Origin of the sequence: Rhizobium fabae (assembly GCF_003985135.1) — a bacterium.
Taxonomy (GTDB): domain Bacteria; phylum Pseudomonadota; class Alphaproteobacteria; order Rhizobiales; family Rhizobiaceae; genus Rhizobium; species Rhizobium pisi.
In genome coordinates this window covers 21,120-41,747 of the sequence record NZ_ML133669.1, presented here as the reverse complement: position 1 = coordinate 41,747, position 20,628 = coordinate 21,120, and the positions used below count along the sequence as shown (strand labels likewise).

Annotated in this window: 21 protein-coding genes; 10 read left to right on the top strand and 11 right to left on the bottom strand. The window is 61.0% G+C overall.

Annotation, left to right across the window (positions count from 1 at the left end; all coding sequences use genetic code 11):
* Positions 1 to 132: 132 nt before the first annotated feature.
* On the top strand, positions 133 to 636 hold the full coding sequence (locus EFB14_RS32175) for a cupin domain-containing protein (RefSeq protein ID WP_126830818.1): 504 nt from the start codon (positions 133 to 135) through the stop codon (positions 634 to 636).
* 26 nt (positions 637 to 662) lie between these two features.
* A complete protein-coding gene (locus tag EFB14_RS32170) occupies positions 663 to 1,178 on the top strand; it encodes a GNAT family N-acetyltransferase (RefSeq protein WP_125846899.1) in 516 nt (171 codons plus the stop codon).
* On the opposite strand, the gene EFB14_RS32165 is transcribed toward EFB14_RS32170, so the two are convergent.
* The 7 genes from EFB14_RS32165 to EFB14_RS32135 form a co-directional block, all read right to left on the bottom strand.
* Complete coding sequence (locus tag EFB14_RS32165) at positions 1,159 to 1,779, bottom strand: riboflavin synthase (protein ID WP_125846898.1); 621 nt, start codon at positions 1,777 to 1,779, stop codon at positions 1,159 to 1,161. The genes EFB14_RS32170 and EFB14_RS32165 overlap by 20 nt on opposite strands.
* The gene (gene ribD / locus EFB14_RS32160; protein WP_126830816.1) at positions 1,779 to 3,089 is read right to left on the bottom strand and encodes a bifunctional diaminohydroxyphosphoribosylaminopyrimidine deaminase/5-amino-6-(5-phosphoribosylamino)uracil reductase RibD; all 1,311 of its coding nucleotides are present in this window, start codon (positions 3,087 to 3,089) and stop codon (positions 1,779 to 1,781) included. The genes EFB14_RS32165 and ribD overlap by 1 nt, the downstream gene beginning before the upstream one ends.
* 2 nt (positions 3,090 to 3,091) lie before the next feature.
* Positions 3,092 to 3,568, bottom strand: coding sequence for a transcriptional regulator NrdR (nrdR, locus tag EFB14_RS32155; RefSeq protein ID WP_125846896.1), 477 nt, complete (start codon positions 3,566 to 3,568; stop codon positions 3,092 to 3,094).
* 9 nt (positions 3,569 to 3,577) lie between these two features.
* Positions 3,578 to 4,876, bottom strand: coding sequence for a serine hydroxymethyltransferase (gene glyA, locus EFB14_RS32150; RefSeq protein ID WP_125846895.1), 1,299 nt, complete (start codon positions 4,874 to 4,876; stop codon positions 3,578 to 3,580).
* 218 nt (positions 4,877 to 5,094) lie between these two features.
* On the bottom strand, positions 5,095 to 6,396 hold the full coding sequence (locus EFB14_RS32145; protein WP_126830814.1) for a L,D-transpeptidase family protein: 1,302 nt from the start codon (positions 6,394 to 6,396) through the stop codon (positions 5,095 to 5,097).
* Positions 6,397 to 6,832: 436 nt separating this feature from the next.
* Positions 6,833 to 7,348, bottom strand: a complete 516-nt coding sequence (gene ldtR / locus EFB14_RS32140; protein WP_008522155.1) for a transcriptional regulator LdtR — start codon at positions 7,346 to 7,348, stop codon at positions 6,833 to 6,835.
* A 128-nt stretch (positions 7,349 to 7,476) separates the two neighbouring features.
* Positions 7,477 to 7,914: a DUF6163 family protein gene (locus EFB14_RS32135; protein ID WP_126830812.1), complete on the bottom strand. Its 438-nt coding sequence runs from the start codon at positions 7,912 to 7,914 to the stop codon at positions 7,477 to 7,479.
* Between the two features lie 230 nt (positions 7,915 to 8,144).
* Here EFB14_RS32135 and hemB point away from each other — a divergent pair, with 230 nt between their 5' ends.
* The 6 genes from hemB to EFB14_RS32105 all read left to right on the top strand — a co-directional run bounded on the left by hemB (position 8,145) and on the right by EFB14_RS32105 (position 12,324).
* Complete coding sequence (gene hemB, locus EFB14_RS32130) at positions 8,145 to 9,158, top strand: porphobilinogen synthase (protein ID WP_126830810.1); 1,014 nt, start codon at positions 8,145 to 8,147, stop codon at positions 9,156 to 9,158.
* A gap of 181 nt (positions 9,159 to 9,339) precedes the next feature.
* A complete protein-coding gene (locus EFB14_RS32125) occupies positions 9,340 to 9,798 on the top strand; it encodes an RDD family protein (protein WP_125846891.1) in 459 nt (152 codons plus the stop codon).
* A 192-nt stretch (positions 9,799 to 9,990) separates the two neighbouring features.
* Positions 9,991 to 10,767, top strand: coding sequence for an arginyltransferase (locus EFB14_RS32120; RefSeq protein ID WP_126830808.1), 777 nt, complete (start codon positions 9,991 to 9,993; stop codon positions 10,765 to 10,767).
* Positions 10,768 to 11,655, top strand: coding sequence for a DMT family transporter (locus EFB14_RS32115; RefSeq protein WP_126830806.1), 888 nt, complete (start codon positions 10,768 to 10,770; stop codon positions 11,653 to 11,655). It abuts the gene before it with no gap.
* Positions 11,656 to 11,713: 58 nt separating this feature from the next.
* A complete protein-coding gene (locus EFB14_RS32110; protein WP_125846888.1) occupies positions 11,714 to 11,935 on the top strand; it encodes an AbrB/MazE/SpoVT family DNA-binding domain-containing protein in 222 nt (73 codons plus the stop codon).
* Positions 11,935 to 12,324: a type II toxin-antitoxin system death-on-curing family toxin gene (locus tag EFB14_RS32105; protein WP_125846887.1), complete on the top strand. Its 390-nt coding sequence runs from the start codon at positions 11,935 to 11,937 to the stop codon at positions 12,322 to 12,324. The genes EFB14_RS32110 and EFB14_RS32105 overlap by 1 nt, the downstream gene beginning before the upstream one ends.
* Here the strand turns inward: EFB14_RS32105 and EFB14_RS32100 are convergent.
* Entirely contained in the window at positions 12,314 to 12,775 is a 462-nt protein-coding gene (locus EFB14_RS32100) for an SRPBCC family protein (RefSeq protein ID WP_125846886.1), read from the bottom strand. The two genes, EFB14_RS32105 and EFB14_RS32100, sit on opposite strands and share 11 nt — an antisense overlap.
* A gap of 205 nt (positions 12,776 to 12,980) precedes the next feature.
* Positions 12,981 to 15,236: a DNA topoisomerase IV subunit A gene (gene parC, locus EFB14_RS32095; RefSeq protein WP_125846885.1), complete on the bottom strand. Its 2,256-nt coding sequence runs from the start codon at positions 15,234 to 15,236 to the stop codon at positions 12,981 to 12,983.
* 234 nt (positions 15,237 to 15,470) lie between these two features.
* On the opposite strand from parC, the gene EFB14_RS32090 reads away from it, so the two are divergent.
* A complete protein-coding gene (locus EFB14_RS32090; protein ID WP_126830805.1) occupies positions 15,471 to 16,658 on the top strand; it encodes a YdgA family protein in 1,188 nt (395 codons plus the stop codon).
* Between the two features lie 53 nt (positions 16,659 to 16,711).
* Here EFB14_RS32090 and EFB14_RS32085 read toward each other — a convergent pair whose 3' ends face one another.
* A complete protein-coding gene (locus EFB14_RS32085) occupies positions 16,712 to 17,353 on the bottom strand; it encodes a TetR/AcrR family transcriptional regulator (RefSeq protein ID WP_126830803.1) in 642 nt (213 codons plus the stop codon).
* A 66-nt stretch (positions 17,354 to 17,419) separates the two neighbouring features.
* Between EFB14_RS32085 and EFB14_RS32080 the strand changes: the two genes are divergently transcribed.
* Positions 17,420 to 18,589, top strand: coding sequence for a serine hydrolase domain-containing protein (locus EFB14_RS32080; RefSeq protein WP_126830801.1), 1,170 nt, complete (start codon positions 17,420 to 17,422; stop codon positions 18,587 to 18,589).
* A gap of 74 nt (positions 18,590 to 18,663) precedes the next feature.
* Here the strand turns inward: EFB14_RS32080 and aspS are convergent, their stop codons facing one another.
* Entirely contained in the window at positions 18,664 to 20,454 is a 1,791-nt protein-coding gene (aspS, locus tag EFB14_RS32075; protein WP_126830799.1) for an aspartate--tRNA ligase, read from the bottom strand.
* Positions 20,455 to 20,628 lie beyond the last annotated feature (174 nt).

Here is a 20,628-nt window from a genome sequence, read left to right as displayed (position 1 = left end):
ATGGAAAAGCCCGTCCTGCGAACGGAGAAAATTTACCCGGTCGGCAGAATGCCGGTCAAAACACAACCGAACCCAGGGAAAGCCCTGCAGAACAAGCGTTCTGCCCCTTGTGTTCTTTCATTGGAGAGCATCATGGCGACGGAAGCAAAAGCGGCGATCAATATCGCCGATCTCAAGCTCGACCACTGGAAACAGGGCGAGTTCTATGAAAGCGCCGACATCTCGTTCGGCGCGCTTTTGGGCCTCGCCGGCCTCGGCATCAGCTACAACGAGGTGCCGCCGGGCAAATCGAGCTGCCCCTTCCACAACCACCATGTCGAGGACGAGCTTTTTTACGTGATCTCGGGCGCCGGCGAATATCGCTTCGGAGACGAACGCCATGCGATCAAGCCGGGCGACGTGCTCGGCGCACCGGCCGGCGGACCGGAAACGGCGCATCAGATCATCAACACCGGCACAGCGACGCTTATCTATCTCGGCATTTCGACGATGGCGAAGACGGAGATCGTCGAATATCCCGACTCCGGAAAGTTTCTTGCCAAAACGAACAGGGACGGTGTGAAGCCCAGGCGCTTCCGCCATATTGGACGGCCGGAAAGCGATCTCGACTATTGGGACGGCGAGCCCGGCGCTTAATGGCTCGGTCTCCGAAGGTATCCGATATGACCGACATTCCAACACTTGAAACGGAGCGGCTGACGCTTCGCCCTCACCGCCTCGATGATTTTTCGGCGCATGCGGCGCTGTGGGCGGATGAGGACGTCGTTCGCTTCATCACCGGTGCGCCGTCGACACGCGAGCAGAGCTGGAGCCGCATGCTGCGCATTGCCGGCATGTGGCACCATATGGGCTTCGGCTTTCTCGCGATCGTGGAAAAGGACAGCGGCCAATTCATCGGCGAAGCGGGCTTCCTGGAAGCCCGACGCGAGATGGAGCCGTCGATCGAGGGGACGATGGAACTCGGCTGGGCGCTGATGCCCTCGGCGCATGGCCGCGGTTATGCCACCGAGGCGCTGACCGCCCTGATCGGCTGGGCGGAAGCGCATTTTCCGGGGAGGCCGATGACCTGCATCATCAGCCCTGAGAACCACCCCTCGCTCAGGGTCGCAGCCAAACTCGGCTTCCGCGAAACGGCGCGTACGGAATATAACGGCGCGATCATTCAGTTTTTGCGGTAGGAAATTCGGCGAGCCGGGCGGCATAACGCGCCATGGTATCGACTTCGAAATTGACGAAATCGCCGGCCTTGCGGTCGCCCCACGTGGTGACTTCGAGCGTATGGCGGATGAGCAGAACGTCGAAATCGGTGCCGTCGACGGCGTTGACGGTCAGCGAGGTGCCGTCGAGTGCTATCGAACCCTTGGGCGCTACAAACTTCGCCAGATGTTCCGGCGCACGCAGGCGATAGCGCGTAGCGTCGCCCTCCGATGTCACCGAGAGAATTTCTGCCTTGCCGTCGACATGGCCGGAAACGATGTGGCCGCCGAGCTCGTCACCGACCTTCAGCGACCGTTCGAGATTGACGCGGCTGCCTTCCCGCCAGGTGCCGATCGTCGTCAGCCGCAGCGCCTCTTCCCAAGCCTCGACTTCGAACCAGCGGCCGTTGCTGCCGTCCTGCGGCAGGCCGGTTACTGTGAGGCAGATGCCGGAATGGGAAATGGACGCGCCCATATCGATGGTCACCGGGTCGTAATTCGTCGCAACGCGGAGCTTGATGCCCTCCTTGAGCTGCGAAACAGATTCGATCGTACCGATGTCAGTGACAATTCCGGTGAACATCAATTCTCTCTTTCATATTCGTCCAGGCGATCAGCGCCGAATACATACGTGCCCCGATGGGCAAAACCGGATGGTATGTCGGTTGTATCAAGCGGGGATTCAATACCTCCCTCGCCGATGACAATGGGCGATTGATAGAGCTGGATGCGATCCACGAGGCCGGCTTCGAGAAAGAGCCGCGCCGTCTTTGCGCCGCCCTCGACGAGAAGCGAGGAAATACCGCGTGTGGCGAGCGCCGGTAGCAGGACTTCAGGGTGATAGGGATTGCAGTAGACGATCTCGACGCCGGCGGCTTCGAGTGCAGTCCTACGAGATTCCATGTCGGCGGGTGAGGTACCCCCCTCTGCCCTGCCGGGCATCTCCCCCACAAGGGGGGAGATTGGCTGGGGGACAGCTCCCTGCTCTACATCTTCCGTTGCTGGTGATGACGAGTGAGCTTGGGAATTCGGAGCACGCCACTTGCCGATCTCCCCCCTTGTGGGGGAGATGTCCGGCAGGACAGAGGGGGGTAACCCCTCCGCATCCGCTGCCAAAGGCGATACTTCCTCGCAGGCGACAACAATGACCGGCACTTCCCGTGCCGTTTCGACTAACTTGCTCGTCAGCGGCAATGCAAGGAAGGGGTCAAGCACGATGCGGATCGGCGATTGGGCTTCGAGACCCGGCGTGCGTACCGTCAGCAACGGATCGTCCGCGATTGCGGTGCCGATGCCGACCAGGATGGCGTCCGTTTCGGCGCGTAGCGCTTGGACCTGGGCGCGGGCCTGCGGGCCTGTGATCGCCACCTGCCCTGCGCCCTCGCGGCCGATCATGCCGTCAGCCGAAACAGCAAGCTTGAGAGTCACATAAGGGCGGTTCTTCGTCTGGCGGGTGAGGTAGCCGGCGAGCGAGCGCCTGCCCTCTTCTTCCAGCACACCCGTCGTTACCTCGATGCCAGCGTCGCGCAGCATGGAAATGCCTCGGCCGGAAACCCTGATATCGGGATCGGTCACACTGATAACGATGCGGGAGACGCCGTAGGCAATCAAGGCCTCGGCGCAGGGCGGCGTCTTGCCGTGATGCGAACAGGGTTCGAGCGTGACATAGGCCGCGGCACCACGGGCGAGTTCACCGGCTTCGGCAAGCGCCTGGGGCTCGGCATGAGGGCGTCCGCCGAGTGCGGTCACGGCCCGGCCGACGATGACGCCATCGCGAACGATAACACAGCCAACGGATGGATTGGTGGCAGTCCGGCCCGTGTGCCATCGCGACAGACGGATCGCGGCGGCCATGAAGCGCTGGTCCTCAGGCTGAGCGATCCCCTCGCCCATGGTCATACGTCCAGCGGATCGCGGGCGATCTTGGCGTTGATTTCCGAAATGACTTTCTCGAAATCCTCGGCAAGGGAGAAATCCCGATAGACCGAGGCGTAGCGCACGAAGCCGACATCGTCGAGGCTCTTCATGGCTTCGAGCACCTGTAGGCCGATCTGCTCGGAGGAAATCTCGGTCTCGCCGGAGCTTTCAAGCCGGCGGACGATGCCGGAAACGGCACGCTCGATGCGGTCGCGCTCGACGGGGCGCTTGCGCAGCGCCACTTCGAAGGAGCGCACCAGCTTGTCGCGATCGAAGGGCACCTTGCGGCCAGTCTTTTTGATGACCATCAGCTCGCGCAGTTGCACGCGCTCGAAGGTGGTGAAACGGCCGCCGCAATCCGGACAGATGCGCCGCCGGCGGATGGACGTATTGTCCTCCGCCGGACGCGAATCCTTAACCTGGGTGTCTTCCGAACCGCAATAGGGGCAGCGCATCCTTACTCCTTACCCCATGTAGCCATACATGGGGAAGCGGTCGGTCAGATTGACCACCTTGCCGCGCACGGCGGCTTCGACGGCGGCGTTGCCTTCATCGGAGTTGGCGACCTTCAGGCCGTCGAGAACCTCGACGATGAGATTGCCGATTTCGCGGAATTCCGCTTCCTTGAAGCCACGGGTCGTGCCTGCCGGTGCGCCCAAGCGCACGCCCGAGGTGACAAAGGGCTTTTCCGGGTCGAAGGGAATGCCGTTCTTGTTGCAGGTGACGTAGGCGCGGCCGAGAGCTGCCTCGGCGCGCTTGCCGGTGGCGTTCTTCTTGCGCAGGTCGACGAGCATCAGGTGGTTGTCGGTGCCGCCGGAGACAACGTCGAGGCCGCCAGCGATCAGCGTTTCGGCAAGCGCCCGGGCGTTCTTGACGACCTGAGCGGCGTAATCCTTGAACTCCGGCTGCAGCGCTTCGCCGAAGGCGACGGCCTTGGCGGCGATGATGTGCATCAGCGGACCGCCCTGCAGACCAGGGAAGACGGCCGAATTGAACTTCTTGGCCAGATCCTCGTCATTGGTGAGGATGACGCCGCCGCGCGGACCGCGCAGCGACTTGTGGGTCGTGGTCGTCGCGACATGGCAATGCGGGAACGGAGACGGATGCTGACCGCCAGCAACCAGGCCGGCGATATGAGCCATGTCGACCATCAGGTAAGCACCTACCGAGTCGGCGATCTCGCGGAAACGCTTCCAGTCCCAGATGCGGGAATAGGCGGTGCCGCCGGCGATGATCAGCTTCGGCTTGGTTTCCTTAGCCTTGCGCTCGACTTCGTCCATGTCGAGCAGGTTGTCGCCTTCGCGAACACCGTAGGAAACGACGTTGAACCACTTGCCGGACATGTTGACCGGCGAACCATGCGTGAGGTGGCCACCCGAATTGAGATCGAGACCCATGAAGGTGTCGCCGGGCTGCAGCAGCGCCAGGAACACGGCCTGGTTCATCTGCGAGCCGGAATTCGGCTGGACGTTGGCGAAATTGACGCCGAACAGCTTCTTGGCGCGCTCGATCGCCAGTTCCTCGGCGATATCGACGAACTGGCAGCCGCCGTAATAACGCTTGCCGGGGTAACCCTCGGCATATTTGTTGGTCATGATGGAGCCCTGGGCTTCCAACACGGCGCGGGAGACGATGTTCTCGGATGCGATCAGTTCGATCTCGTGCCGTTGGCGACCGAGTTCCTTTCCGATCGCGCCAAAGATTTCCGGATCGACGTCCGCAAGCGAGCGATTGAAGAAGGATTCGGTGGAAGCATTGGTCATGGGCGGGCTCCTCAACTGGAATGCGCTGAGGTATTAGCCTTCCGCCGAAGCGAGAGCAATACGAAGAACGACATTTGCTGGGCAAAGCGCGCGCTCCGCTCTTTTTGCGGCCACGCTACGTCGATGCTTGGGGAACCCTGTTATGGAGCACACTCCCCGGCATAAAAAAACCGCGCCCGAGAGGCGCGGTTCAAAAATCACGGTACAGAGTCGTCCGCTTACTGGACCGGCTGCTCCATGCCAGCCGTGGTATCGAGCGCGAGTTCGGCATTGCCGTCCATCTGATAGATGTCGTCTCGGAACTGGACGACGCCGTCGGGCATGCCCCAGGCCGAGATATAGACGAAATAAACGGGAACTTCGGTCGCCAGCTTGATCGGCGTGTTGGTGCCGCTTGCGATCACCTGCTCCATCTGCTGGCGATTCCAGCCGGGTGTTTCGCGCAGCAGCCAGGTCGACAAGTCGCGGACGTTCTGGACGCGCACGCAGCCCGACGATTCAAAGCGCATGAGCTTGTTGAACAGGCCCTGCTGCGGCGTGTCGTGCATGTACTCGCCGTTCTTGTTGTAGAAATTGATCTTCGTCGACGCCATGGCGTTGATCTTGCCCGGGTCCTGACGGAACATCAGGTTCGGTGCCTCGCCGTTCCAGTCAACCGTCTCCGGGGCGACTTCGTTGCCCTTGCCGTCGATCAGGCGGATGGCGTTCTTTTCGAGATAGGTCGGATCCTTGCGCATCAGCGGCATGATGTCCTTTTCGACGATCGAGCGCGGCGCAGTCCAGTACGGGTTCAGAATGACTTCGTAGATCTTCGAGTTGACCAGATGTGTCGGGCGGCTCAGACGGCCGACAACGGCGGTGTGGCGCGTCGCAACGCTGCCGTCTTCAACGGCTTCCACATAGGCGGCCGGAATGTTGACCATCAGGTGGCGGCGGCCCAAATCTTCCGGGAAAGTCTGCAGGCGGATCAGATTGGTGTTCAACTGCTGCAGGCGCACATCGGCCGGGATGTTCATCGCCTTCAGCGTGAATTCGCCGAGAACGCCATCGGCCGGCAGGCCGTGACGCGCCTGGAAGCGCTTGACGGCGCCATCGACATAGGAATCGAAGGCGCTCGACATGCCGGCCTCGCGCGGCAGGTCGCCGGTGATCGCAAGGCGCTGGCGCAGCGCCTGGACGGAAGGATCGGAGACGCCGAGCTGCAGGCGTTGGTCACCGGGATTGACCTGCGGCCAACCGCCAGCAGCCGCGATCTGCTGATACTGCATGATCGCCTGCTGTGCGCTTGCGACCGACTGGGGGCCGAGGATCGGCGTGTTGGAAAGGACGGCGGTTGCCGTGCGCGAAGCCGCCTTGGCGTCGAACTGGTCGTCCCAGTTGCCGCGGCGCGGCGCGTTGATCAGCGTATCGAGCGCCGATTGCGCAAAGGCCGGCGCGGCAATCGCGCTGGCCCCGACCGTTGCCGCGGACGCAAGGAAAGCGCGGCGCGAGAGAGCTTCAATTCCGTTTTTCTTCGACATTCGTCCCAACCACTCAATGCCGCTATCAAGGAGGCGCGGCCCTTTGCGATATCACTGCGCTTTCAACGCAGATCCCATCTATTCCTGTACCGGCGCATCAGGAGATTCCGTCGTCCCTTCACAAGATTGCGATAGGAAAACCTGGACGTTCCTGGTCCATTGAAAGCGCCGGTTGTTAAGCCTTCCGCTGCCACACCAATATGGCCAATTCGTGTTGCCGGGTCGGAAGACGGACTGCCGGTGCCGGGAACGCGATGCAACGAACCATACGACGGGTAAACCGTGCCGGTTAATAACGGCTAAAAAACGGCTTGAATACAGGCCTTTGCGCTTGCCTGCCATGCGTTGCAAAGATGCCACGCAAGGGCAAACGGCAAAACCGGACGCGCAGGGAACGCATCCGGTTTTCGTCAACCCTGGAAGGAGGCCTCGGGTCTTAGAGGCGATACAGGATCTGGTCGTTCCAGAAACGGTCCAGACGCTGGAGCAGCTTGTTCATCTGCGTGAACTCGTCGGTGCCGATGCCGCCGACCTTGTCGATCGAGGCGATGTGGCGTTCGTAGAGCTTAGCGACCGTTTCGGCGATGTCCTGGCCGGTTTCGGTCAAGCTGATGCGGACCGAGCGGCGGTCGATGCGTGAGCGCTGGTGGTTGATGAAGCCGAGATCGACCAGCTTCTTCACGTTGTAGGACACGTTGGAGCCGAGATAGTAGCCACGCGAGCGCAGCTCGCCGGCAGTCAGCTCGGAATTGCCGATGTTGAAAAGGAGCAGCGCCTGGATGGCGTTGACATCGCTGCGACCCTGACGGTCGAACTCGTCCTTGATGACGTCGAGAAGACGGCGATGAAGACGTTCAACGAGATGAAGGGACTCCATGTAAAGATCACGGATGCCCTGATCCTGCTGGTCACGGAAGTTCGATACCGCCTGCGGCTTGATTTTCGTATTCATGATGACTGCCTCACTGTTTGGTTGGCGGTGTGTTTTCTTCCCGCCTTGAGTGAGACCCTATCGAATACATATAAAATTCGACTTAAACCGCAGGCTTAATGGAGCCTTACCGGAAACCCCACGTTGTCTCAGGGTAAATCAACACTTACCTGGCGGCGATGCCGGCGCTTTTCCAGCCAGAGCAAGAGGCGGAAAATCCAGTAGACGGCTGCGACCATGACATGCAGCAGGATGATCAGCTTGTTGGGGCCGAAAATATCAGGCAGCAGGCCATACATGAGGATCTGACCGCCGGCGGCCAGCACCCAGATGACAGGGCCCCAGGAGACGGTGAGCCAGAGACCGAGGGAGGCGACGGGAAAAAGCACCGCGAGACTGGTGCTCGCCACCTTCCATGGCAGACTCAAAAGATCGAAGCGGCCGGCGCCGACCAGCGAATAGCCGACGAGCATCGCCCAATATTGCAGGCCGAACCAAAAGCAGGATACGGCCACCAACCTCAGGAAGAGGATGAACAGGAGATCCGCCAGTGTGCGTTTCGGTATCGTCGGGGAATCGGTTTCCATAGCGCAAACATCGGTCGGGGTTACATCTTCACAAGAACGCCCGCGCGTCCGACACGACGCGCTAGGGACGCTCTATCACTTGTTTGCGCATAATCCTTGCCGAAAATCGATTCCGACTTCGGGGTTATGCACGAGGGGTTTTTCCGCCGCGGCCAATCGTCCGGTTTGGATTTTCCAGGCGCCATGATAATGAGCGCTCCGATAAATGGAATGGGCCAAGGATAGATATCATGCAGGACAGGACGTATCTCGTCGACGACATCACCGGTCATCGCCGCATGCGGCGCAACCGCAAGGCGGATTGGACACGCCGGCTGGTACAGGAGAACCGGCTGACGGTCGACGACCTGATCTGGCCGATCTTCATCGTGCCGGGTTCCGGCATCGTCGATCCGATCGCGGCCATGCCCGGCGTCAATCGCATGAGCATCGACAAAGCAGTCGAAGCCGCGCGGGAAGCGGCCGGCCTCGGCATTCCCGCACTCGCCACCTTTCCGAATATCGAGATGGAGCTGCGCGACGAGACCGGCTCCAACAGCCTCGAAGCCAATAACCTGATCAACCAGGCAACAGCGGCGATCAAGAAGGCGGTGCCCAATATCGGCGTCATCACCGACGTCGCACTCGATCCTTTCACCAGCCACGGCCATGACGGCATTCTCAGGGGCGGCGAGATCGTCAACGACGAGACGGTGGATCAGGTGGCGCGCGCCGCCGTGATGCAGGCGGATGCCGGCGCCGACATCATCGCGCCGTCGGAGATGATGGACGGGCGCATCGGCGCGATCCGCCTGGCGCTCGACGCAGCCGGCCACCAGAACGTCGGCATCATGAGCTATGCGACGAAATTCGCCTCCGCCTTCTACGGTCCCTACCGCGAGGCGATCTCGACTGGCGGACTGCTGAAGGGCGACAAGAAGACTTACTATATCGACCCCGCCAACGGCACCGAGGCGATCCGCGACGCGGCGCTCGATGTCGAGGAAGGCGCCGACATGCTGATGGTCAAGCCCGGCCTGCCCTATCTCGACATCTGCTGGCGCATGAAGGAGGCCTTCGGCCTGCCGACCTTCGCCTATCAGGTCTCCGGCGAATACACGCAGATCAAGGCAGCAGCGATGAACGGCTGGATCGACGGCGAGCGGGCAATGCTCGAAACGCTGCTGTCGTTCAAGCGGGCGGGATGCGACGGCATCCTCACCTATTTCGCGATCGAGGTGGCGAAAATTCTCGCGAAGCGCTGATCGGAGCATGATGCCGAAAAGTGTCCGCGGTTTTCAGACGACATCATGCTCTATTTCTTTGATTTAGATGCGGATGGTTTTAGGCCGATCAGGCCTAAAACCATCCGCATCTGGGGCAGATTATTGCATTTTGCCCTGCCGATACCATATCAGCGGCATCGCTTTTCCGCAGGAGATTGAGATGAGCTACAACCCCAATCCGCTTTATGCCGCACCGGAGGACTGGCGCGCCTATAGCGGCGTGTTGAGCCGCCGCGTCTTCGCTTTCATTCTCGACTATGTCATCGTGGCGCTGCTCTGCATTCCCGCGGCGATCGTGCTGTTCTTCCTGTCGATCGTCACGCTTGGGCTCGGCTTCTTTCTCTACCCTGCCCTCTTCGTCATCGTCGCCGGCATTTACTTCGGCCTGACTGTGGGCGGACCGAGCCAGGCCTCGCTCGGCATGCGCGCAATGGGGATCGCGATCGTGCGCGTCGACGGGCGGCCGATGGATTTCCTGACGGCAATCGTGCATCTGGCGCTGTTCTGGATCCTCAACTCGGTTCTGACGCCGCTCATCCTGCTTGCCGGCCTGTTTATCGAACGCAGCCGTCTCATCCACGACCTGCTGGTCGGCACGGCGACGATACGCACTGCCTGAAACTTCGGTCGAGACTTCGCGGCGGAGACAAAAAAGTCTCCGCCTTCCCTTTGCCGGGTGCCCGCGACGCTCCATATCTAAAATTAGAGGACTGAAATGAAGGGCGAAAACCGTCCCGCTGTTGACGTTTTTTATTCTTAGGTCATGCTGTCAGAAAACGGCACTGTCTCGATAAGGAAACTTCCGCGACAAATGAATACGCAGACAACGCCATCCCCGCAGTTTTATCTGACGGCTCCGGCTACGTGTCCGTATCTGCCGCACGAGATGGAGCGTAAGGTTTTCACCCATCTGGTCGGCCCGCGCGCCGCCGAGATGAATGATATCCTGACGCAGGGCGGCTTCCGCCGTTCACAGAACATCGCCTATCGCCCGGCCTGCGAATCCTGTCGCGCCTGCGTTTCCGTACGAATTCTCGCCCAGGAATTCGAGCCGACGAAATCGATGAAGCGGGTGCTCGCCGCCAATTCGGATGTCATCGCCACCGAATTCGCAGCCCAGCCTTCCAGCGAGCAATATTCGCTCTTCCGACGCTATCTCGATTTTCGCCACCAGCAGGGCGGCATGTCCGATATGACCGTGCTCGACTATGCGATCATGGTCGAAGACACGCATGTGAACACGAGAATCATCGAATATCGCCGACGCGAGGAAGGCTCCGGGCTGGAGCAGCGGCCGAAGGGCGAGCTGCTTGCCGCGGCGTTGACCGATACGATGAGCGACGGGCTGTCGATGGTCTATTCCTATTTCAACCCGGCGCTCGAGCGGCGCTCGCTCGGCACCTTCATGATTCTCGACCATGTCAGGCGCACGAAAGCGCTCGGCCTGCCGCATGTCTATCTCGGATACTGGGTGCAAGGATCGCGGAAGATGGATTACAAGACGCGCTTCCAGCCGCAGGAACATCTGACCCCGCGCGGCTGGGAACGTTTCGATCCCGCATCCATGCCCGAGAGTCCCCACGACTGAATGTTCCCCACCACGCTTTCCGACCATCGGAAGGGCCTGCTGCTGACGGCGATCGGCGGGCTGGCACTTTCCGTGGATATCCCGCTCACGAGGCTTGCCGATGGCGAGCTGTGGTCGATCCTTGCAGCGAGAAGCATCGCGACCCTTGTCGTGACGTTGGTGGTTGCCGCAGTGCTGCGGATCGCCAACGGGCGCTGGCCGCTGCTCGTACCAGGCTGGCCGGGGCTCATCACCGGTGTGCTCTACGGCCTGACAACGGTGATCTTTCTTCTAGCGGTCTTCAACACCTCGACCGCCAATGTGGTTTTCATCGTCGCCTTCAATCCGATGTTCGCCGCCCTGCTTTCCTGGATCTTCCTCAAGGAACGGCCGGCGGCAGCAACGCTGATCGCCATGGCGGCGATGATCTTCGGCGTCGGCCTGATCGTGCGCGATGGGCTTTCGGGCGGACATCTCTTCGGCGACGCCATGGCGTTGCTGACCGCCTTTATCATCGCAGCCGCCATCACCATCAGCCGCGCCTCCGGCCGTGAAATGGGCTTCGTCTCGCTGCTTTCGACGGTGCTGCCGGCGACGGTCGGTTTGATCGCCCTCATGCCGGCGGGCGGTTTTTCGATCGCACATCCCGCCTGGATCGTTCTCAACGGCGCGGTCATGATGCCGCTCGCCTTCTGGTGCCTGGCGACCGGCCCGCGTTACCTCTCCGGCCCTGAAGTCGGCATGTTCTACCTGCTCGAAACGGTGCTTGCACCGATCTGGGTCTGGCTGATTCTTGCAGAAACGCCGGCGACGATGACACTCCTCGGCGGCGGCATCCTGGTGGCGGCGATCGCAGCGCATTCTGCATGGATGGTGCGGAGAAAAAGCATCAGGCAAATGGCGGGATAGATATTGTCGCCTGCTCGTCCCTCTGTTATAACTCCGTTACCACGCGAAGGATGAAGCGATGAACGTCACGATCCGCAAGATCGGCAATTCCGACGGTATTATTATCCCCAAGGAGGTTCTCGACCGTCTTGGATTGAAGACGGGCGATTCACTGGAACTGCAGATGGAAAACGGCGGCATCAATATGAAGCCGGTCGATGAGGATTTGTCTCGCCAGCTCGAGGCAGCACGTTATTTCATGGACAAGTATAAGGTCGCCTTGAAAAAGCTGGCCGAATAATGGCCTTCAGGTTCCTAACGAGACCATTGGTGGAGAGTCTGCAGAAGATACAGATCGAGCGCTTCGGTGGACTCGCCGGACTGCGTGATGAAGGTGCGCTGGAGTCCGCCCTTGGCCGGCCAATGTATAAGGCAAATTACGGCTGCGACGACGTCATCGAACTCGCCGCCGCATATCTTTTCGGCCTTGCCCGCAACCACGCGTTTGTCGACGGCAACAAGCGGATAGCGATCGTCACCGCGGGCGTATTCCTTCTCGAAAACGGCTACGAGATCGAAACGACCGATGCCAATCTCTACACTTTCGTTCTTGCCGTCGCATCAGGCGAGATCGACGAGGACGGTGCGACCCGCTTCCTTCGGGATTTCAGCGTGCCACTCAACCCGTAGCCTTCAACTGCTGCTGCTGTTCCAGCTCCCTGGCGAGCCCTTCAACCACATGAGCCCAGCCTTGCCGGGTCTTTTCTTCGTGTTCGGCCCATTCGGCGCACATTTCGTGAGTCAGTGTCAGACGACTGCCGCCGCCGAGAGGTTCGATGTCGATTTCGACACGGTCGCAATTGTGGTCGTGGTCCTCGACGGAAAAGCTGAAGGCCATGTGCCGAGGACGCTTCAGTTCCAGGAAAACCCCCTGATGGAAGGCATCGCCGGTCGGGCGGCGGTCGACGACGAGGAAGCGGCCGCCGACATGCGGATCGATTTCGGCGCGGATGACATGGCCGTCATCGGTCGCAAACAGGAAACGCCGGGCGATTTCGGGGTTGAGCCAGGCATCGTAGACGACGGCGGGCGGGGCTCTGTAGGTGTGGCTGACATGCAATTTGATGGTGCTGGCTGACATCGATTTTCCTCCGGTAAAGGCGCGCGCCGTTCCCTGAGCGCACATGCACTTCGGCCATTCCGCCAGCCTCGGAAGCGGCCTTCTCTTATTTTTGGTAACAGGAATGAGATAGAGGAGTTCCCGCACACGCCAAGAGCCGAGCGCGGAATTTACTGCATTGCAGCTTCCTCCGCGCCCCTGAGAAGACGCGCGGCGCTATAAAAGCTTACCCGGTGAATTTGCCGCTGCGCGGAAAACCCTTCGGCACGGTGCGGCCGGCGGTGGCGCGATCGGCCAGCCACTCGGCGAGCTCGTCCTTGTTTTTCGTGAAGGTGCGGCCCGCGCTGTCTTCCCAGACGAGGCCGTCTGATATCGCGAAGCAGCGGACGTCGGAAATGCCACCGTCCTTGTAGCGCTGCAGGCGCACGCCCTTGCCGCGCGACATTTCCGGCACCTGCACCAGCGGGAAAACCAGCAGCTTGCGGTTTTCGCCGACGACGGCGACATGGTCGCCGTTGACGGGCACGAGCAGCTGGGTTTCCTCGGGCAGCGCGACGTTCATGATCTGCTTGCCCTTGCGCGTATTGGCGACCAGCTCGGCCTCGGGAACGACGAAGCCGTTGCCGGCAGTCGAGACGATCAGCTGCTTGCGCGAGGGGTCATGGACGAAAGCGGTCAGCACCGCCTGGTCGTTATCCATGTCGACCATGATGCGCAGCGGCTCGCCGTGGCCGCGGCCACCCGGCAGCTTGTCGCCACCGAGCGTGAAGGCCTTGCCGCCTGTCGTGACAATCAGGATCTTGTCCGTCGTCTGCGCCGGGAAGGCCAACCTCAAGCCATCGCCTTCCTTGAAGGTCAGCGTCGCCGTATCGGCAATATGGCCCTTCAATGCGCGGATCCAGCCCTTTTCGGAAATGACGACGGTGATCGGTTCCTTCTCGATCATCGCCTGCTGGATCGCTTCCTCGTCGGCTTCGGGCGCGTCGGCGAACTGGGTGCGGCGGCGGCCGACCTCGGTCGCCTTGGCAAATTTCTTCTTCACCTCGCCGATTTCCCAGGCGACCGTCTGCCACTGCTTGTCGTCGGAGGCAAGCAGCGCCTCGATCTCGCCCTTTTCCTTGGTGAGTTCGTCGAACTCCTTGCGGATCTCGAATTCTTCGAGCTTGCGCAAGGCGCGCAGCCGCATGTTCAGGATCGCCTCGACCTGATTGTCGGTCAGATCCCATCGCGCCATCATGACGGGCTTGGGCTCGTCCTCCTCGCGAATGATCCGGATCACTTCATCGATGTTGAGATAGGCGATCAGAAGACCGCCGAGAATTTCGAGGCGTCTGTCGATCGCCGCCAGGCGGAAACGCGAACGACGCTGCAGAACCTCGCGGCGGTGATCCAACCACTCCTTCAGCACTTCGTTCAGCGCCATGACCCTGGGAATGCGACCCATGGAGAGAACGTTCATGTTCAGCGGGAAGCGGCTTTCGAGCTCCGTCAGCTTGAACATCGATTCCATCAGGATCGTCGGATCGACGCTGCGGCTCTTCGGCACCAGCACAACGCGGATATCCTCGGCCGATTCGTCGCGGATGTCTTCGAGCAGCGGCAGCTTGCGGGCGATCAGCAGCTCGGCGATCTTCTCGATCAGCCGCGATTTCTGAACCTGGAAGGGAATTTCGGTAATGACGATCTGATAGCCGCCGCGGCCGAGATCCTCCGTCTGCCACCTCGCCCGCACTCGGAAACCGCCGCGGCCGGTGCGGTAGCTCTCGATGATGCTGTCGCGGTTGTCGATGATGATGCCGCCGGTCGGGAAATCCGGGCCGGGAATGAATTCGACGAGCTTTTCGACGGTCGCATCGGGATGCTTGATCAGGTGCAGGGCCGCGTCGCAAAGCTCATGGGCATTGTGCGACGGGATCGAGGTCGCCATGCCGACGGCGATGCCGGAGGAGCCGTTGGCAAGCAGGTTCGGGAAGGCGCCGGGAAGAACGACCGGCTCGGAATTGGATTCGTCGTAGGTATCGCGGAAATCGACGGCATCCTGATCGATGCCTTCGAGCAGCAGTTCGGAGACCGCCGTCATCTTCGATTCGGTGTAACGCATGGCGGCGGGGCTGTCGCCGTCGATATTGCCGAAATTGCCCTGACCGTTGACCAGAGTGTAGCGCTGCGAAAAATCCTGGGCGAGACGGGCAAGCGCGTCGTAGATCGACTGGTCGCCGTGCGGATGGTAGTTACCCATCACCTCGCCAACGATCTTGGCGCATTTCCGGAAGGCCGAGGTCGGCCTCAGCCCCATTTCGTTCATCGCATAGACGATGCGGCGATGGACCGGCTTCAGTCCATCGCGCACGTCAGGCAGGGCGCGATGCATGATGGTCGACAGCGCATAGGCGAGATAACGCTGCTCGAGCGCCGCCTTGAGGTCAACCGGTTGGATGTGATCGTCGTCTCCGCCGGAAGGCGGCAAAATCTCTTGTCCCATGGGTCTTGACTAGCCCAGAAGAGGCCGGCGGGCAAGGAATCCGGGCCATTGCAGCTGTGGATGAAGTCTTGGGAGTGACATCAAAGGATGAGACAAACGTTCCGCCGCAATTTGGACTTCGTTTGCCGTTCCTTTCAACAGAAATTTAGAAGTCCGCAAATATAAAGCGAGCCCAATCCGTAGTAGCGTAACTGCAGATTTCCAACCGCCACACGCCACCAGAGGAATCACCCCATGAACATTTCCCGGACAACACGGCTGATGCTGTCGGGCGCAGCCTTTTTCTCGCTCGCCGGCTCGGCTTTCGCTCTCGACGGTACCGATCTGCTGAAGAAGCTCAATGCTGCCTATGCCGCTCAGGGCGGGACGATCGCGGCTGAGAACATCGATATCGACGGCACGACCGTGACCTTGAAGAATGTCACCGTCAAGCCGACCGGCGGCGAAAGCCTGCCCATCGGCGAAGTCACCCTCTCCGGCGTCGAAGAAGACGAGGATGGCGGCTACTACATCGAAGAAGCCGCCTTCCCCGACATCAACAAGACGCAAGACGGCGTCACGGTGACCGCGGAGGGACTGACCCTCGGCGGCATCTCGGTCCCGGCAACGGCTGGCGGTGATACGCTCGATACCATGATGCTCTACGAAACCGCCCATACCGGCCCGCTGAAGGTGGTCAAGGACGGCGCGGAAGTATTCTCCGTGCTCGAAAGCGACATGAACCTGACATTGCGCGAAGACGAATCCGGCTTCGATTTCGACGGCGCCTTCAAGAGCATGAAGGCCGACCTCAGCAAGGCCGAGGATGCGCAGAGCAAGGACGCGATCGAAAAGCTCGCGCTGCAGCACGTCCAGGGCGACATCACCATGAAGGGCGCCTGGGAACTCGCGCCCGGCACGATCGATATTTCGGAATTCGCCTTCGACTTCACCAACATCGGCAAGCTCAATCTCGGCTTCAAGATCTCGGGCTATACGATGGCCTTCATGAAATCGATGCAGGATGCGATGAAGGAATCCGAAGCCGGTGCGAACAAGGAACAGTCGCAGCAGGCGCTCGGCCTTGCCATGCTCGGCCTGATGCAGCAGTTGTCCTTCGAAGGGGCGAAGGTGCGCTTCGAAGACGCTTCGATCACCAAGCGCGCGCTCGACTATGCCGGTTCGCAGCAGAACATGTCCGGCAAGCAGATGGCGGATTCGCTGAAGGCGATGACGCCGATCATGCTGGCGCAATTGAATATCCCGGAGCTGCAGAATGCAGTGTCGGCCGCCGTCAATACGTTCCTCGACGACCCGAAGAGCCTGACGGTGAGCGCCGCCCCCGAGAAGCCGGTGCCCTTCCCGACGATCGTAGGCGCCGCCATGGGCGCTCCGAACACGCTGCCGCAGGTGCTCGGCGTGAAGGTTTCGGCCAACGACTGATCGCCCGATCTCGCGATGAACGGCCCGGCAGCCTATGCCGGGCCTTTTCGATTTCAGGCACGGTGGCGGGCGACTTCAGCGATGGCGAGATCAGCCACATCGAGCAATTCCTCAAGGGATGCCCCGTCCCTCGCCTGTACCGACATCCCCTGCACGATAGCGCCAAGGAAACGCGCCAGTGCGTGTGCGTTGGTCCCGGCCTTCATATCGCCCTCGCGGATGCCGCGCTCGATTCTTGCCGCAAAGGCATCCAGCGACTGGCGGCGCAGCGTCGCAACGTGATCGGCAATATCGTCGTTCTCGCTGGCGCAGTTCAGCACCGCCGTCGAGATCATGCAGCCTTTCGGATGTTCCGGCGCCGAAAAGGTCGCGGCCGAGCCGCGCAATATACGCTCGAATGCAGAGACGGTGTCGATTGGCTCGCCGAGGGCGGAAAAAGTATCGGTTCCCAGCCTTCTGTATTGCTGTAGCGCCGCCCGATAGAGATCGGCCTTCGAGCTGAAGGCGGCATAGAGGCTCTGCGGCGTGATGCCCATGGCGGCCGTGAGATCGGCGATCGAAGCGCCTTCATATCCATGCGCCCAGAAGGTCTCGCGGGCAGCCGCCAGTACCGTCTCGCGGTCGAAGGCCGGTGGGCGGCCGCGGCGGCGGGCGACAGGATTTTTCACGTCAACACTATTTTTCACAATGATCACTCTAGAAATTTTGGGCGGATTGCTATATTCAGGAACGGTCATTGTGATTATAGAAGGTTTAATCTGATGAGTCTTCCCCTCGAAAAGGCAGAGGCCAACAGGAATTCGTCCCTTGCCGCGGCGGTCGACGCGGCAATCACAAGCGCACTCGACGATAAGCGGCTTGTGGGAACGGTGGTGCTCGTCGCCCGCGACGGAGAAATCGCCCATCGCCGTGCCGCCGGCTTTGCCGATCGCGAAAACGGCCTGACGATGCGCGAAGATACCATTTTCAGGCTCGCCTCCATCACCAAGCCGATCGTCACTATCGCCGCCATGCGGCTCCTGGAGCAAGCAAGAATCGGGCTCGACGACGCGGTGACGAGATGGCTGCCGGACTTCCGGCCAAGGCTGCCGGACGGCGGCGAAGCAACCATCCGTATCCGCCACCTGCTGACCCATACATCGGGCCTCGGCTACAGTTTCTCCGAAGAGGACGGCGGCCCTTACATCCGCGCCGGCGTTTCCGACGGCCTCGACCAACCGGGATTGCCGCTGGCTGAGAACCTGCGGCGGATCGCCAGCGTGCCGCTGCGCTTCACGCCGGGCAGCGACTGGCAATATTCCGTTGCGATGGATGTTCTCGGCGGCGTCATCGAGGCGGAAACCGGCCTGCCGCTGGGTGAAGCCGTCGCCGAACTGGTGACGCGACCGCTTGGGCTTGCCGACACCGCATTTTCGGTTCGCGACCGCGGCCGGCTGGCGGCGGCCTACATGGATGCTTCACCGGAACCGGCGCTGATGGGCGAGAATGCGGTGGTGATGTCTCTGATGGGGCCCATCCGCTTCGCGCCGAACCGCATCTTCGATTCCGCCTCCTACCCTTCGGGCGGCGCCGGCATGGCGGGAACGGCAGGTGACGTCCTGGCCATACTCGAAACCATCCGCAAAGGCGGCGCACCGCTGCTCTCGAGCGAAACCGTAAGGATGATGACGACGGACCAAGCCGGCGGCCACCGCCAGCAATATGAACCCGGCTCTGGCTTCGGCTTTGGCTGGTCTGTTATCACCAATCCGGCCGAGGCGGGCGTCCCCTTCCCTAAAGGCACACTGAAATGGGGCGGCGTCTACGGCCACAGCTGGTTCATCGATCCGGTCAACGGGCTGACCGTCGTCGCACTGACGAACACGACGCTGGAGGGCATGTGGGGCAAGTTTACGGTCGATCTTCGCGAGGCGATCTACGCGGCATTGTGATCGAGTTAATTTAGATAAGTAAAAAGCCCGACGACTACGGTCGCCGGGTTTTTTGCATTTGGGATCAGAGGATCTCAGTCTTTCTTCACCGGCGGGATCGGCCGGATCGCGAGTTCGCGCAGCTGCGTCGGCGTTGCCGGGCTCGGCGCCCCCATCAGCAGATCCTGGGCCTGCTGGTTCATCGGGAAGAGCGAGATTTCGCGCAGGTTCTTCGCGCCGACGAGCAGCATGATGATGCGGTCGATGCCGAAGGCAGCACCACCGTGCGGAGGCGCACCGTACTGGAAGGCACGGTAAAGGCCGCCGAAACGATCCTCGACGTCCTGCTGGCTCAAGCCCACCTTTTCGAAGGCGGCGACCATGGTTTCCGGCGACTGGTTACGGATCGAGCCCGAGGCGATTTCGAAGCCGTTGCAGACGGCGTCGTATTGGAAAGCCTTTATGCCAAGCGGATCCTGATTTTGCAGCGCATCGAGGCCGCCCTGCGGCATCGAGAACGGGTTATGAGCGAAGTCGACCTTCTTTTCTTCCTCGTTCCATTCGAAGAACGGGAAGTCGACGATCCAGCACAGTTCGAAGCGGTCGCGGTCAACAAGGTTCAGCTCCTCACCCGCCCTGGTGCGGGCTTCACCGGCGAACTTGTAGAACTTGGCGGGATCACCGGCAACGAAGAAGCAGGCGTCGCCGTCATCGAGGCCGAGCTGCGTGCGGATCGCTTCAGTGCGCTCTTCGCCAATGTTCTTGGCAAGCGGGCCTGCGCCCTCGAGCTTTTCGCCTTCCTTGCGCCAGAAGATGTAACCGAGGCCCGGCTGGCCGGTCGACTGCGCCCAGGCGTTCATGCGATCGCAGAAGGCTCTGGAGCCGCCTGTTTTGGCTGGGATCGCCCAGACCTGAACCTTCGGGTTGGAGGCGATCATATTGGCGAAGACCTTGAAGCCGGAGCCGGCGAAATGGTCTGTCACGGCTTCCATGACGATCGGGTTACGCAGGTCCGGCTTGTCGGAGCCATACTTGCGGATCGCTTCGTCATAGGGGATGCGCGGCCATTCCTTGGTAACCGGCTTGCCTTCGGCAAACTCTTCGAAAATGCCTGATATCAGCGGACCCATCGTGTTCCAGACGTCTTCCTGGGTCACGAAGCTCATTTCGAGGTCGAGCTGGTAGAATTCGCCCGGCAGGCGGTCGGCGCGCGGGTCTTCGTCGCGGAAGCACGGCGCGATCTGGAAGTAGCGGTCAAAGCCCGCCACCATCAGCAGCTGTTTGTACTGCTGCGGCGCCTGCGGCAGCGCGTAGAAGGTGCCGGGATGAATGCGGCTCGGCACCAGGAAGTCGCGCGCGCCTTCCGGCGACGAGGCCGTCAGGATCGGCGTCGTGTATTCGGTGAAGCCGGCGCTGCCCATTTCGCGGCGCATGGCCGAGATGACTTGAGTGCGCTTGACGATGTTCCGGTGCAGCGTTTCGCGGCGAAGATCGAGGAAGCGATACTTCAGGCGAACGTCTTCGGGATAATCAGGCTCGCCGAAGACCGGCAGCGGCAATTCCTTGGCGGCAGAGAGGACTTCGATCTCCTGTGCGTAGAGCTCGATCTCGCCTGTTGCCATGGCCTTATTGACGGTGTCTTCGGTGCGGGCCTTGACGAGGCCATCGATGCGGATGACCCATTCGCCGCGCACGGTTTCCGCCATCTTGAAGGCCGGGCTGTCGGGATCGGCGACGACCTGGGTGATGCCGTAATGGTCGCGAAGGTCGATGAAAAGAACGCCGCCATGGTCGCGAACGCGGTGGACCCAGCCGGAGATGCGGACGGTCGAGCCGACATCCGTCTTGCGGAGGGCGGCGCATGTGTGGCTGCGGTAGCGATGCATGATCTCAAATCCTGGATGTGGCTTAAGACGGCAGCAAGGGCTCCAAGACCCTCAAGCGCCGACAAGAAAATCGGGCGGAAAAGCGCATGGACGCTCCGATTTGTCAAGGCTTGGCACGCGTGGCCGGGCGTTTGACATGCCTTTATGGCGAGGCTGAGATCTCTGCGCTGCGGC